The sequence below is a fragment of the Janthinobacterium sp. BJB301 genome, assembly GCF_002735685.1.
Lineage (GTDB): Bacteria > Pseudomonadota > Gammaproteobacteria > Burkholderiales > Burkholderiaceae_D > Janthinobacterium > Janthinobacterium lividum.
Genome location: NZ_PDZJ01000005.1, coordinates 210,207 through 223,653, shown reverse-complemented (window position 1 = coordinate 223,653; position 13,447 = coordinate 210,207). Strand labels below are relative to the sequence as shown.

The 13,447-nt window shown below is 61.9% G+C and carries 12 protein-coding genes; 5 read left to right on the top strand and 7 right to left on the bottom strand.

The window, feature by feature from the left end:
• Nucleotides 1-5: 5 nt before the first annotated feature.
• From CSQ91_RS25085 to CSQ91_RS25075, 3 genes are all read right to left on the bottom strand, one after another.
• On the bottom strand, nucleotides 6-422 hold the full coding sequence (locus tag CSQ91_RS25085; RefSeq protein ID WP_092608892.1) for an SRPBCC family protein: 417 nt from the start codon (nucleotides 420-422) through the stop codon (nucleotides 6-8).
• A 140-nt stretch (nucleotides 423-562) separates the two neighbouring features.
• On the bottom strand, nucleotides 563-1,261 hold the full coding sequence (locus CSQ91_RS25080; RefSeq protein WP_099389925.1) for a dienelactone hydrolase family protein: 699 nt from the start codon (nucleotides 1,259-1,261) through the stop codon (nucleotides 563-565).
• Between the two features lie 88 nt (nucleotides 1,262-1,349).
• The gene (locus CSQ91_RS25075; RefSeq protein WP_143451095.1) at nucleotides 1,350-4,469 is read right to left on the bottom strand and encodes a polymer-forming cytoskeletal protein; all 3,120 of its coding nucleotides are present in this window, start codon (nucleotides 4,467-4,469) and stop codon (nucleotides 1,350-1,352) included.
• Nucleotides 4,470-4,623: 154 nt separating this feature from the next.
• On the opposite strand from CSQ91_RS25075, the gene CSQ91_RS25070 reads away from it, so the two are divergent.
• Nucleotides 4,624-5,628, top strand: a complete 1,005-nt coding sequence (locus CSQ91_RS25070; RefSeq protein WP_099389923.1) for a GlxA family transcriptional regulator — start codon at nucleotides 4,624-4,626, stop codon at nucleotides 5,626-5,628.
• A gap of 4 nt (nucleotides 5,629-5,632) precedes the next feature.
• On the opposite strand, the gene CSQ91_RS25065 is transcribed toward CSQ91_RS25070, so the two are convergent.
• Nucleotides 5,633-5,866, bottom strand: coding sequence for a hypothetical protein (locus tag CSQ91_RS25065; protein ID WP_034784311.1), 234 nt, complete (start codon nucleotides 5,864-5,866; stop codon nucleotides 5,633-5,635).
• Between the two features lie 125 nt (nucleotides 5,867-5,991).
• Nucleotides 5,992-7,098, bottom strand: a complete 1,107-nt coding sequence (locus tag CSQ91_RS25060) for an S-(hydroxymethyl)glutathione dehydrogenase/class III alcohol dehydrogenase (RefSeq protein ID WP_034784313.1) — start codon at nucleotides 7,096-7,098, stop codon at nucleotides 5,992-5,994.
• Between the two features lie 257 nt (nucleotides 7,099-7,355).
• Between CSQ91_RS25060 and CSQ91_RS25055 the strand changes: the two genes are divergently transcribed.
• From CSQ91_RS25055 to CSQ91_RS25045, 3 genes are all read left to right on the top strand, one after another.
• Entirely contained in the window at nucleotides 7,356-8,804 is a 1,449-nt protein-coding gene (locus CSQ91_RS25055; protein WP_099389922.1) for a PQQ-dependent sugar dehydrogenase, read from the top strand.
• 131 nt (nucleotides 8,805-8,935) lie between these two features.
• Nucleotides 8,936-9,379 carry a thioesterase family protein gene (locus CSQ91_RS25050; RefSeq protein ID WP_034784316.1) on the top strand — a complete coding sequence of 148 codons (444 nt, stop codon included), beginning with the start codon at nucleotides 8,936-8,938 and terminating at the stop codon, nucleotides 9,377-9,379.
• 41 nt (nucleotides 9,380-9,420) lie between these two features.
• Nucleotides 9,421-10,218 (top strand): substrate-binding periplasmic protein, encoded by a 798-nt coding sequence (locus CSQ91_RS25045; protein ID WP_180278512.1) that lies wholly within the window; start codon nucleotides 9,421-9,423, stop codon nucleotides 10,216-10,218.
• Nucleotides 10,219-10,231: 13 nt separating this feature from the next.
• Here CSQ91_RS25045 and CSQ91_RS25040 read toward each other — a convergent pair whose 3' ends face one another.
• Complete coding sequence (locus tag CSQ91_RS25040) at nucleotides 10,232-10,774, bottom strand: DUF3016 domain-containing protein (RefSeq protein WP_257217470.1); 543 nt, start codon at nucleotides 10,772-10,774, stop codon at nucleotides 10,232-10,234.
• 162 nt (nucleotides 10,775-10,936) lie between these two features.
• Nucleotides 10,937-11,440, bottom strand: a complete 504-nt coding sequence (locus CSQ91_RS25035) for a DUF3016 domain-containing protein (RefSeq protein WP_099389979.1) — start codon at nucleotides 11,438-11,440, stop codon at nucleotides 10,937-10,939.
• Between the two features lie 435 nt (nucleotides 11,441-11,875).
• Between CSQ91_RS25035 and CSQ91_RS25030 the strand changes: the two genes are divergently transcribed.
• Entirely contained in the window at nucleotides 11,876-13,381 is a 1,506-nt protein-coding gene (locus tag CSQ91_RS25030) for a DUF3369 domain-containing protein (RefSeq protein WP_070259910.1), read from the top strand.
• The last annotated feature ends 66 nt before the right edge of the window (nucleotides 13,382-13,447 follow it).

Genomic DNA, 13,447 nt, shown 5'->3' with positions numbered 1-13,447 from the left:
GCAAATCAAATTGCCATGATGCGTTTCAGGTCCACGAACGCGGTTTCGTACAAATGTTGAAACGCGCCTGTCATGACTTCTTCCACGCCTTCGGCCGCGTCGAACTCGCTCGACCATTGCGCCACGCAGGAAGCGCCGCCTGGTTCGCCTGTGACGCGCAAAGTAGAACGGTAGTTCTTGACGGGGATCGGACCCGAAACGATGGTGTAGCTGTAGCTCTTGTCCGCTTCGCTGTAGCTTTGCAGGCGTTCGGCGATGATGGCGCCGTCCGTGGTTTTCAGGCGGCGCACGCGGCCGCCGTGCTCGGACAGGCTGGTCTTGATCGAGCTAGACCATTCAGCCAGCGACTGGAAGCCGCCGATAAAATCCCACACGCGTTCGGCGCTTGCCGCCAATGTTACAGAAACAATTACTTGGGCCATCTTTAATTCGGTTCCTCATCCAGGTTTGCCGGGCGCCGTGCCCGGCCGGCCGGAGTTGCCCGGCACAGCCGCTATTTTAACGCCCATGCGGCGTTGCTGCTGGGCGGAAAATAGCAACAGGCCAGCCTGGCGAGGCAGTCTTACAGATTTTCTGCCAGGAAAATCAAGGAATTGCCATGTGCCTGGGCAGCGGCGCGCTGCTGGTAGCTGTCGCGGTGGGTGCAATTGAAACCGTGCTCGGCGCCCGGGTAGATATGGATTTCCACGTCTTGCCGGTCTTCGAAGCGCTCGGCGATCTTTTGCACGGCTTCCGGCGGGATATGGCTGTCCTGGCCGCCGAAATGCATGAGCAGCGGCACCTGGATCCGGTCAGCCAGGTCCAGCTTGTTCTGGATGCCGCCGCCGTAATAGGCGATGGCGACATCGACCAGGCCGGCCGCGGCCGTCTGGAACGACAGGCGGCCGCCGAAGCAGTAGCCGACGGAAGCCAGCTTGCCCGTCACTTCCGGACGCGCGCGCAGGACGGCGATGGTCGCCTTGATATCGCTCAAGGCATGTTCGTTATCGGTAGCCTGCATCAGTTCGACGGCGCGCTTCCAGCCGTCCGCGTCATAGCCCAGCTCGATGTGCGCGCCGGCGCGCCAGAACAGGTCGGGCACCAGCACCACGTAGCCATCGGCCGCATACTGGTCGGCCACGGCGCGGATGTGCTCGTTGACGCCAAAAATTTCCTGCAACAGGATGATGGCGGGGCCCTTGCCCACGTGCGGCACGGCCAGGTAGGCCTGGAAGTTGCCGTCCGGGCCGGCGATATCGATCCACTGCGATGTTGTGCTCATAGAAAACTCCAGTCTGAGGTTGGGGGAATGCCACAGCCAGGCATGTTACTGGTTTTCCCCACTTTCTGCGCCCGCCCTTTGTCCAGGCTTAATACATCTCGCGCAGGTAAATCACGGGACCTGATTTGAAGACGCCAAAGACGATGGTGCCCACGGTGCTGGGCAGGTATGCAATGCCGGGCACGGAAACATCGACGCTGCCGCTCTTGCCGACGCCGGGCGCCGCCAGGGTCAGGCGTCTATTCGGCGGCAAGATACCCTTGTCGAACGTATAAGTAATAGTGGTGCCAACGGGGAATGCAAAATCCTTGCACACCAGGGTTTTCTTGCAATTGGCAAACACCACCAGCGTGTTGTCGAACGCACTGATGCTGTCCAGCAGGCTGGTAACCCACGTCTTGCCATCCCAGTACTGCGCCTGCACCGCCAGGCGTACGGGATAGCGCTCGGAACCGTAATCATGCGGCACCATCAGGCGGCCCGTGAGCACGGTCAGTTGCGCTTCCATGCCATCGGCCGGCGCCGAGCTCACATTGCCGGCCGCCGGATAGGTATACGTCGCGCGCAGCAGCAGCCCCGTCGGCGATGCCAGTGCTGTCGGCTCCTTGGGCACGGCATAGGCGGCGGGGAAGCTGTAGGCGATGGTACGCGTGGCAAGGCCATTGGTAAAACTGGTGACAGGCACGCCCGTCACGGCCGCAGCTGCTTTTGCCCCATCCGTCAGCGTGCTGCCCGATGGCGCCGTGGGCGGATAGCTGTTCTTCCCCGTGGCAGCGTCATAGGGGACCAGCGATACCTGCGTCGTGTTGATGCCGTCATTCCTGGCGTCGAAGTTCTTCGTCTCATTGCCAGCGGCCGTCTGGGCGCGGATGGTCAGATCAAAAGGCTGGCGCGAATACACGGCACGGTCGCCGGCGCACACGAGCGGCGCGCTGCACGGGAAAGGAAACGGCATTTTCACGCCCCCCCCGATGTCCACTTGCTTGATGACCAGTTCCGTCACAAAGTGGTGCGGGTAGAAGAGCACGGTGTCGCTCGGTCCCGGCGACGTCAAGCTGCTGCCCAGATATCCGTTTTGCAGCGCGGCCGTGAAATTGATCTTGCCCACTTCGGGCCAGACCAGCGGCGGCGCCGCGATGACGCCCCCTTTCTTCACGAAATCGAGATCGCCGCTGACCTGCGGATTGACTACGCTTGCGTAGAGCGGCGCCTGCAGATTACGATCGAGCACGACTTTTTGCACAGCGACACCGCTTTCGTTGCCAAAGTTCTTCGTCACGGCATCGAGCGCATTGACGGCCGATAACGTGATGGTCGTCCCCGCCACGAGGGGCGCTGCCGCCAGGCCCGCGCGCTGCGTCGGCGCCAGCTTCGTGAACAGAAATTTCTTCGGCGCCACGACGACCGTACCGCTGCCGTTCATGTCCAAACCTTTGTCGCTGCCGCTGTCCGGCTTGTAGGAAGCTGTCAGGAGCAGCGCTCCCGCATCGGCATACAGCATGTTCGGCTTGGCTACGCCGTCGGCGCCGAACGTCACCGTCACCTTGGTACTCGACCCGCTGCAACTGCTCTGGTCGCTGGCCGCCAGGGCAACATAACTATTTTTGGTACTGTCAAAGATACGCGCAGGCAATGTTCCCTTGTCCGGATTGCTGTACCCGCAACTGAGGTTCAAGTCCTTGGTCTGGCTGGCGAACATGGGCACGCACACGTCGCTGTTGCCGGACGAGGTCTGCAAGGCGCTGATTTCCAGTACGGCCACGTCCTCGGCGTAGCGCGGAACGCCGCTTACCTGGAAGCCGCTGGAAAGAAAGCTGATCTGGCAATTGCTCGTGTTGCCGCCGCTCTTGCACACCAGCGCGCCCGTCGTGGCGGGCGTGCTGACCAGGCTCAGGGTGGCGATGCCCACCGTGGTCTGGCGCACCGTGACATTGGCGTTGACGCCGCTGGTATCGATCTGCGTCGGCACGCCGCCCGGGCTGACGGTAACGCTCACGCCATTCTTGTAGACCGCGCTGCAGCTGGCATCCGCGCAGGCCGTCACCTTCACCGTGGGCACCTGGCAAGTAAGCGCCGTCAGCGGGTGCTCGATCTGGAAATGGTGCAGTCCGCTCAGCGTGCCGGGCCCGCACTTCGGCCCCATCGGTTCATTGAAGGCCCAGCCGCTGTTGTTCGTCACGCAACTGCACGGGTTCGATGGCGTATACGCCTTGCAAGTGATGGTTTGCTGCACCCGGCCCTGCCAGCCCAGGGTGATGTGGTCGACCAGCGCATTGCCCGTGATATACGCGTTGGACGAGTCCAGCGTGACGTTGCCGCCCTCGACGTTGCCCTTCACGCCGTTGCCGGAGGCGATGCTCAGGGAGCTGGACGCTTTCACGTCGCCCGTGACCAGCAGGCCGGACGCCTTCAGGTCGATGGTCGGCGACGTCAGGTTGCCCTTCACCTGGCTGCCCGAACCGACTGTCAGCGAGGTACTGGCCGTGATATCGCCCTGCACCTGGCTGTTCGCTGCCTCGATGCTGACGACGGGCGCCTTGGTGGTGCCATTCAGGTTGCTGCCCGAACCGAGGCTGAACGCATTGACAGCCGTCACGTCGCCCGTGATCGACACGCTGGAACTGGTGGTGATGCTGCTGCCATTGACGGGTCCCGTTATGGTCGAGCTGGAGCCGATGCTGACGTTGCCGCTGGCCTTCACGCTGCCCGTGATCGTGACCTTGGAGTTGCCGCTGATCGAGCCGCCGCTGATGGCGCCATTCAGCGTCGAGCCGGAGGAAATGTCGATATTGCCCGTGGCCGTGATATTGCCCGTCACCTTCACGGGCGTGCCGCCCAGGGAGACGGACGCCGCCGAGATATCGGCCACGAGCACGGTGCCGCCCTGCGACCCCACCTTGAAATTGCCGCCCTTGGCCGTCAGGCTGCCGCCCGTGATCTTCAGGTTGGGCGGATTGACGTTGCCGATGTCGATATTCTTGTTGGCGGTCAGGGCCGCCGTGCCGCTCATGCTCAAGCCCTGGTTGTAGTCGATGCTCACATCGCTGTTGACCGTCACGCCATAGCCGCTGGCGATGACGACGTTGTCTGTGCTGCCCATGATCAGGCTGGCGCAAGTATATTGGTTGCTGGACGCCGGCAGAGTGCAGCCGTTGACGGCGCCGCCATTGAAGTTGAGCGTCACCGCGTGGGCAAGGGATGAGCCCAACAGCAATGTCAGGGCGGCAAAAAGATGGAGTAAGCGCACGATATCCAGGAATCCGATGGGTGGGGAGCCAGCGGGCGCGCGGATTATTTCATGCTAACCTACGCCATCGCCGTTGTTGCATTATGGCAGTATTTATCCCCCTCGCGCATATCGCATGATCAAGCAAAACCCCAAAGAATTCCCCCTGCGCACCGTCGACATCATCGTCTATCCCGGTTTCAAGGCACTCGAAGCCATCGGCGCCATGAAGGTTTTTGACTACGCCAACACCCATTTGCGCCTGCGTAACCTGCCCGGCGGCTACGACGTGCGCATCGCCTCGACGGCCATCGGCCCGGTCGAATCGGACACCCTGATGTCGCTGCACGCCAGCAAGGCGCTCGATGCCAGCCGCTTGCCCGACCTGGCCGTCATCGTCGGCTGCCACCACGTCGAGCAAGTCTTGCAGGACATTCCCGCCCTCGCCGCCTGGGTGGCCGAAGCGGCACCCCGCATCGATACCCTGGCGGCGCTGTGCACGGGCTGCTTCTTCCTGGCCGAGGCGGGCGTGCTGAACGGCAAGAGCGCGGCCACGCACTGGAGCGCCGTGGACAGTTTGCGCCAGCGCTATCCATTGATACAGGTCAATGCCGATGCGATTTTCGTGCGGGAAGGGAAATTCTGGACGTCGGCCGGCGTGACGGCCGGCATCGACCTGGCGCTGGCCCTGGTGGAAGACGATTTCAGCCGCGATATCGCGCTGGAAGTGGCGCGCGACCTGGTGGTGTATTTGAAGCGGCCCGGCGGCCAGTCGCAGTTTTCCGTGCACCTGTCGAGCCAGATGACGACGCATCCGACCATCCGCCAGTTGCAGGGCTGGATCATGGAACATCTTGCCGAAGAGCTCACCGTGCCGCTGCTGGCGGCGAGGCTGGCCATGAGCGAGCGCAATTTTACGCGCGTGTTCCAGCGCGAAACGGGCACCAGTCCCACGGAATTCATCGACACGGCCCGCTTCGAAGTGGCGCGCCGTTTGCTGGAGGACAATGTGTCCTCCTTAAAACAGGTGGCCGTGCAGGCGGGCTTGCATAGCGAGGAGAGGCTGCGCCGCCTGTTTCAAAAGAAACTTGCCATCACGCCGCGCGACTACCGCGAGCGCTTTTCCAGCACGGCGCGCTAGGCCTTCAGCGCGGCTTGCCGTGGCGCACGTGGCGCGTGGCCAGCTGGCGGCTCTGACGGGCCAGCGGCGTAAACAATAGTGCGCACAGCAGATACGTGGCCAGCAGCGCCAGCCAGATGGCGGGCGTGGCGAGGCTGGCGGCATTGCTCCACCATAGGGCCAGCAGGGAAGACAGGGCCGCGCCGAGGAAGACGGGCAACATGCGGCGCAAGGTCGCGAGGTAGGCAGTGGCAAACATGGACGGCTCCCAAAGCAAGGCGGATGTCTTCACACTAGCAGGGGCAGGCAGCGAAGTACAGCCTGCCGCCCTGCCCCGTCCGTCAAGTGTTGCGCAATGAGTACATTCAGCTCAATCCAGCGCGCTTAATACAGCACCACGGAACGGATCGATTCGCCGCTTTTCATCAGGTCGAAGCCCTGGTTGATATCCTCGAGCTTCAGGCGGTGCGTGATCAGGTCGTCAATATTGAGCTTGCCTTCCATATACCAGTCGACGATCTTCGGCACGTCCGTGCGCCCCCGCGCACCGCCGAAGGCCGAACCGCGCCATTCGCGCCCCGTCACCAGTTGGAATGGCCGCGTGGAAATTTCCTGGCCGGCCGCCGCCACGCCGATGATGAAAGACTTGCCCCAGCCCTTGTGCGTGCACTCGAGCGCCTGGCGCATCAGGGTCGTGTTGCCCACGCATTCAAACGAGTAATCGGCGCCGCCATCCGTCAGTTGCACGATGGCGTCGACGACGTTTTCCACCTCATTCGGATTGATGAAATGCGTCATGCCGAACTTGCGCGCGATGGCCTGGCGCGCCGGGTTGATGTCGATACCGATGATCTTGTCGGCGCCGACCATCTTCGCCGCCTGGATCACGTTCAGGCCGATGCCGCCCAGGCCGAACACGGCCACGTTGGCGCCCGCCTCGACCTTCGCCGAGAACAGCACGGCGCCCACGCCCGTCGTCACGCCGCAGCCGATGTAGCACACCTTGTCGAACGGCGCGTCGGAGCGGATTTTTGCGAGAGCGATTTCCGGCACGACGATGTAGTTCGAGAAGGTCGATGTGCCCATATAGTGGAACAGCGGCTGGCCATTCAGCGAGAAGCGGCTGGTGGCGTCCGGCATCAGGCCGCGGCCCTGCGTGGAACGGATGGCCTGGCACAGGTTCGTCTTTTGCGACAGGCAGAACTTGCACTGGCGGCATTCCGGCGTGTACAGGGGAATGACGTGGTCATCCTTTTTCAGGGTGGTCACGCCCGGGCCCACGTCGACGACGACGCCGGCGCCTTCATGGCCGAGGATGGCGGGGAAGATGCCTTCCGGGTCGGCGCCGGACAGGGTGTAGTAATCGGTGTGGCAAATGCCCGTGGCTTTCAGCTCGACCAGCACTTCGCCGGCGCGCGGGCCGGCCAGGTCGACTTCTTCGATGGTCAGCGGGGCGCCCGCCTTCCAGGCAATCGCGGCTTTGGTTTTCATGTGTGTCATTCCTGCTCGGTTTCAGATGCGCCATTATCGGGCGGCTGCGGGCGCGGCGGTGCCGCTGGACCCGCGCTTGTCTGAAAACGCGGCGCATTTGTCCGATGCCGCCGCACGGTGCAGCAGCGCACGGAAGTGCGGCCGCCACGCGGGGTATGCTTGCGCAAGCTCAATCATGCCGACGCCAAAACGCGCATTCTTGCAGCAAACCTAGCGCCATACCGTGCAGCCGTTCATCGTTCCCGCAGGAGACTGACATGCGCCACTTCCTATCCCGGTTTTCCCCTGCCTGGCCAGCCTTGCTGCTGGCCTGCTGCCTGAGCCTGCTGACATCGTGTGGCGGGGGCAGCGGCCACCATCCGCCTGCCGCCGGCACCGGCAGCCTGAATGTCAGCATCGGCGGCTTGCCTGCCGGCGTGGCGGGCGCCGTCACGGTGGGCGGTCCCGCGTCATACAGCAAGGCGCTGACGGCGAGCACCACGCTCACCGGCCTGGCGCCCGGCGCCTACACGCTCAGCGCCGCCAGCGTGGCGCAAGGCACGGGGACGCTGGCGCCCACGCCCGTCACGCAGCAGGTGCAAGTCAATGCGGGGGAGACGGCCAGCGCCAGCGTCCTGTATGCGGCCGCCACGCCGCTGGCCCTGGGGCTGCAGGAAGTGGCCAGCGGCTTGAGCGCGCCCATCTTCCTCACGGCGCCGCCCGGCGACAGCCGTTTGTTCATCATCGAACGGGCCGGCCGCATCCGTGTGATGCAAAATGGCAACCTTCTGGCCACGCCCTTCCTCGACATCAGTACGCTCACCACCACGAACGGCGAACGGGGCTTGCTGTCGCTGGCCTTCCATCCACAATACGCCAGCAATGGCTATTTCTTCCTGTATTACACCAACCTGGCCGGCGATATCGTCATCGAGCGGCGGCAAGTGTCGGCTGGCAACGCCAACGTGGCCGATCCCCTGTCCGCGCTGACCATCCTGACGATTGCCCATCCCACGTTCAGCAACCACTATGGCGGCTTGCTCAGCTTTGGGCCGGACGGCTATCTGTATGCGGGCACGGGCGATGGCGGCAGCGCGGGCGACCCGCCCGGCAATGCGCAAAACACCAACGTGCTCTTGGGAAAACTGCTGCGCCTGGACGTCAACGCCAGCAGCGTCGCCCAACCGTATGCCATTCCGCCGGGCAACCCATTTGCGGCGGCAGGCGGGCGCCCTGAAATCTGGGCCTACGGCTTGCGCAACCCGTGGCGCTACGCTTTCGATGTGCCGGCCCAGTTGCTGTACCTCGCCGACGTGGGCCAAGGCAACTGGGAAGAGGTCGATGTCCGTCCCGTGGGCCAGGCGGGCAACAACTATGGCTGGAACATCATGGAAGGCGCGCACTGCTACAACAGTGCCAGCTGCAACCAGGCGGGACTGGTCCTGCCCGCCATCGAATACGGCCACGATGCGGCCGGCGGCTGCTCGATCACGGGCGGCTATGTGTACCGGGGGGCGGCTCTGCCGGAACTGGCGGGGCAGTACCTGTATTCGGACTACTGCAGCGGCTGGCTGAAGAGTTTCAGCTACAGCAATGGCACGGCATCGGCCGTGACAGACTGGGGCATTGCGAACGTGGGTAACATCCTGTCGTTTGGCCAGGATGGTCAAAACGAGCTGTACATGCTGAGCGGCACGGGCAAGGTGTACAAGATCGTCCGTAAATAGGCGTACGCAAACCTGCGTGCCAGTGAAGCGGACGGCACGCACGCGGCTGAGGGCATTTTTCGACGGGACGCGGGGAACCGGCTAGAATTGACATTTCCGCCGCGCCCTGCGCATCAGACCAAGAGAACACCATGGCCCGTTTGAAACTTGAATTTCCTGAAGACCAGTACTGCTATTCCTCGCAACTGACGGTACGCACGACGGACATCAATGCCGGCAACCATCTCGGCAACGATTCCATGATTTCCATGATTTCCGAGGCGCGCGCCCGCTTCCTGTTCGAATATGGCGTGCGCGACATCGAAGCGGACGGCACCGGCATCATCGTCACCGACCTGGCCACCACCTACCGCGCCGAAGCCCATGCGCGCGACCAGCTGCTGTTCGAAGTGGGCGTCATGGATTTCAACAAGTATGGCGGCGACATCACCTTCCGCATCACGCGCCCGCGCGACAACACCCTGATCGCCATGGCCAAGTCCGGTTTTGTGTTCTTCAACTATAAGCTCAGCCAGGTCGTGCCCATGGCGGAAGATTTCGGCAGCAAGTTCCCGCAGGTAAACTGGATCGACTGAGGCGCGGTACATTCTGGCCATCATCCTGTATGCTTATCAGGATGACATGCAAAATCAACCTGCGCCACGCCGGCGCCTGCCTGCTGGCCGCCTGCGCGATGGCGGCACCCGGCATCGGCCATGCCGCGCCGCAAACCGTCATCCTGTATGGCGACGACGATTATGCACCGTACAGCTATGTGGAAAACGGCGTTTTCAAGGGCATGTATATCGACATCCTGCGCCTGGCAGCCAGTGCGATGCCCGATTACCGGCTGGAACTGCAGCCACGCCCCTGGAAACGGGGGCTAGCCGCGCTGGAAAAGGGCCAGGTTTTCGGCCTGTTTCCACCCGGACGCAAAACGGAACGGCCGTACGTGCAACCGTATTCGGCCATGCTGTACCGCGAATCAGTGGTCCTGTTTTGCCATGATGCCGTCATGCGCACGCCGCGCACGCGGTTTCCCGCCGACTTTGCCGGCCTCACCATCGGCGTCAATACAGGTTTTTTGCTCTCGGAAAAACTGATGGCGCCGGCCCGCGAGGGGCTGCTGCGCCTGGAAGCGGCCAAGGGTAATGAAGCCAACCTGAAAAAACTGGCCTTGCGGCGCATCGATTGCTACGCCAGCGACCGTGGCGCTGCACGCCATACGGCGCGCCAGCTGCAAGGCGAACTGGGCAGCTACGGCTTTCAATTGCACGAAGTACTGGAACTGTCGTCCGAAGCCACCTATATCGCCTACAGCGCGCGCAACACCCCGGCCTACAAGGCCAACTTCGTTGCGCAGATGAATGCCGCCCTGCTGGCCCTGCGGCAGAACGGCCAGCTGGCGCGCATCGAACAGGCTTATTTGCGTTGATTAGCCGCGTTGATTACTTGCCCTGCACTTCGAGCGCTGGCAAGATCACGACGGGCTTGCTGCGCCCCCGGGGCTTGATATCAAAGGTATTCCTGAACCAGTCGTCGATCATCTGTTTCTCGTAGCGCAGTGCATCGGTACTGGAATAACGGCCCAGACGCTGCAAATAAGACATATCGGACAAATAGGCGTTGCCGCTGGCGATGACCTTGCCGTTTTGCGCGAGCGTATAGCGCAGGCGCAGGCGCGGCCAGTCGGTGCGGCCATCCATCACGCGGATGGTGGAGGCGCCGCGGCGTGTGAGATCTTCACGGCCTGCCAGGTCGACGTCGGTCACCTCAATCTTGAGTTCCTGTCCCGGCCGCAAACTCTTGCCGAGAAACTGGAAGTGATCGGCCAATCCATCCAGGGCCACCTGGCGGTCGCTCGGGCTGAACGGCACGTCGGTATATTTGTCAGGCTGCTCAAAGCTCACCTGCACTCCTGCCCAGGCGCCGCTGCTGGCAAGCAAAGCCATTGCAGCGACCCACGTTTTCATGCCCTTGGAAATACGCATATCCATCCCTTTCAGAAAGTCCGACTGCCAGGTAGCACCATGCTGCCGCGCATCGCGGCAGCTGGAGCGACTATAGCCTGAAGTGAAAATTTCTGTAGCGCAATGTCTGTGCGTGCCCGGGAGGGCAGCCGGAATCGCCGGCCGCCCTCCCGACTGGCATGCTTACTTGCGTGCCGGACGCTTCACTTGCGTGCCGAACGTGCTCGAGAACCAGTCATCGATCATCTGTTTCTCGTAACGCAGCTTGTCGCCGCTGGAATAGCGGTTGATGCGCGTCAGATAGGACATATCGGACAGGGCTGCATCGGCATTGGCGATGACCTTGCCATCTTGCTCCAGCACATAGTGCAGGCGCATGCGCGGCCAATCGGCCCCGCCGGTCATCACGCGGAAATCCTGGGTGGAGCGCATGGCGGGATTTTCACGGCCAGCCATGTCCATATCCGTCACATCGATCTTCAGGGTTTGCCCAGGCTTGAGCGACTCTCCCAGTTTCTCGAAATGCGCCGTCAAGTCCTTGAGCACTTTCTCACGCTCCGTCTGATCGAAAGACAGGTCCGTGAATTGTTCCGGCTTGGTGAAATGCACTTCCGTGCCCGCCCAGGCGGCGGTGCTCGCCAGCAAGGCAAGACCAGCAATGAAGGTACGCGTCGTTTTCGTTTTCATGATGAATCCTTTCAGGAATGTGGATGGCGCTCCGGCCATTCTTTACGTTTTAATATAGCGCGATGTGTTTCATTCTAAAGAGAAACTAATACATTGTTACTTTTCTTGCGCCGTGTAACGAACATGGCGCAGACACAGACTTTTTTTCCAGATTCATTGGCAATATTAATTAAAACAAAGTATTGTCTTGAAAATATAGTTGCCTAAGCGATAAAGTATACATAGTGTCGCCAGCGTGGATTTAAAGTGCTTTTTTGATATGCATGTTGCATGAATTTAGTCAATTATTCTTGCTTGTTGTTAATACTTGGCTGTCAGTCTACAATCGATAAAATGCGCCCGAAAAACGCGCAACGCCAGTAGTGGCGCACAGGCAAGCCTGGCGCGGGCGTCTCAGCATTGCGTCAGTTATGCCTTTTAGCGGAACTCGCCCTTATGTCATTTTTGTCTTCAGCCTCACCCAAGTTACCTCCCTGGAAAGTCCTGCTCGTCGATGATGAACCCGACATCCACGACATCACCAAACTGACGCTGAGCCGTTTTCGCCTGGAAGGCCGCGCCCTGAGTTTCGTGCATGCATACAGCGGCGCCGAGGCCAAGCAGGTGCTGGCGCGCGAAGAAGACATCGCGCTGGTGTTTCTCGACGTGGTAATGGAACGCGAAGACAGCGGCCTGGAAGTGGCGCGCTGGATGCGCGAAGACCTCGGCAACCAGTTTACGCGCATCGTGCTGCGCACGGGACAGCCGGGACAGGCGCCGGAAGAACGGGTGATCGTCAACTACGACATCAACGACTACAAGGAAAAGACGGAACTGGACCGCACCAAGCTGTTCACCACCACCTTTGCCGCCCTGCGCGCCTACCGCGACATCATGAAGGTGGAAGAAGCGCGCCAGGCCCAGCTCCATTACCGCGAGGGGCTTGAGCGCGTCATCGCCGCCTCGGCGCACATTTTCAAGCAGCGCAACCTGCGCGACTTCGCCAGCGGCCTGCTGCAGCAAGTCGTCGCCCTGCTGCGCCTGGAAACGAGCATGCTGCTGCGCCTGCGCGGCGCCAGCGCCATCTCGGGCGAACAGGATTATGAAATCCTCGCGCAGATCGGCGACACGGACGACGGCATCCTCAGCCCGTCCCTGCTGTCACAGCTGGACGATGCCAAGAGCAACAAGATCTCGCGCCTGCACGGCGACACCTATGTGGGCTACTTTCCCAACAGCAGCGGCAAGGCCTCGCTGCTGGTGTTGAAAGGCGTGGAAGAAATTTCCGACCTCGACGCGCAATTGCTGGAAGTCTTCTGTTCCGGCGTGGCGATCGCCTTCGACAACATCCTGCTGACGCAGGAAATCACCGATACCCAGGCCGAGCTGATCCTGCGCCTGGGCGACGTGGTCGAATCGCGCTCGCACGAAGGCGGCAACCACGTGCGCCGCATGGCTGAAGTGTGCCAGCTGCTGGCGCAGGCCTCCGGCATGTCGGAAGAGGAAACCATGGTGCTGCGCCACGCGGCGCCCATGCACGACATCGGCAAGATTTCCACGCCCGACGCCGTGCTGCTCAAACCGGGCAAGCTCGACGCGGCCGAATGGGAAATCATGAAGCAGCATCCGACGGTGGGCATGTCCATCCTCGACGGCTCGCAGCGCCCGCTGTTGAAGGCGGCCGCCGTGATCGCCCACCAGCACCATGAAAAATACGACGGCAGCGGCTACCCGCAGGGCCTGGTCGGCGAGCACATCCACAAATACGCGCGCATCGCCGCCGTGGCCGACGTCTTCGACGCCCTCATGCACAAGCGCTGCTACAAGGATGCCTGGCCCCTGGAGCGCGTGGTGGGCTACCTGCGCGAAGTAAGCGGCAGCCACCTCGATCCGCAGTATGTGGAATTGCTGATTGCAAATCTGGATGAGGCGCTTGCGCTGAATCAACGTTTTCCTGACTAGTAGGCCCCACGAGCGGTACGCACGCCGGCAAAACACGCTTCGGCCCGCGCCCCCAACACGGGCATT

Excerpts from the sequence above, each read along its gene's own strand:
- CSQ91_RS25070 (WP_099389923.1), top strand. The coding sequence starts at position 4,624 with ATGATCAAGCAAAACCCCAAAGAATTCCCCCTGCGCACCGTCGACATC.
- CSQ91_RS25065 (WP_034784311.1), bottom strand. The coding sequence starts at position 5,866 with ATGTTTGCCACTGCCTACCTCGCGACCTTGCGCCGCATGTTGCCCGTC.
- CSQ91_RS25050 (WP_034784316.1), top strand. The coding sequence starts at position 8,936 with ATGGCCCGTTTGAAACTTGAATTTCCTGAAGACCAGTACTGCTATTCC.
- CSQ91_RS25060 (WP_034784313.1), bottom strand. The coding sequence starts at position 7,098 with ATGAAAACCAAAGCCGCGATTGCCTGGAAGGCGGGCGCCCCGCTGACC.
- CSQ91_RS25035 (WP_099389979.1), bottom strand. The coding sequence starts at position 11,440 with ATGAAAACGAAAACGACGCGTACCTTCATTGCTGGTCTTGCCTTGCTG.
- CSQ91_RS25085 (WP_092608892.1), bottom strand. The coding sequence starts at position 422 with ATGGCCCAAGTAATTGTTTCTGTAACATTGGCGGCAAGCGCCGAACGC.
- CSQ91_RS25040 (WP_257217470.1), bottom strand. The coding sequence starts at position 10,774 with ATGCGTATTTCCAAGGGCATGAAAACGTGGGTCGCTGCAATGGCTTTG.
- CSQ91_RS25080 (WP_099389925.1), bottom strand. The coding sequence starts at position 1,261 with ATGAGCACAACATCGCAGTGGATCGATATCGCCGGCCCGGACGGCAAC.
- CSQ91_RS25045 (WP_180278512.1), top strand. The coding sequence starts at position 9,421 with ATGACATGCAAAATCAACCTGCGCCACGCCGGCGCCTGCCTGCTGGCC.
- CSQ91_RS25030 (WP_070259910.1), top strand. The coding sequence starts at position 11,876 with ATGTCATTTTTGTCTTCAGCCTCACCCAAGTTACCTCCCTGGAAAGTC.
- CSQ91_RS25055 (WP_099389922.1), top strand. The coding sequence starts at position 7,356 with ATGCGCCACTTCCTATCCCGGTTTTCCCCTGCCTGGCCAGCCTTGCTG.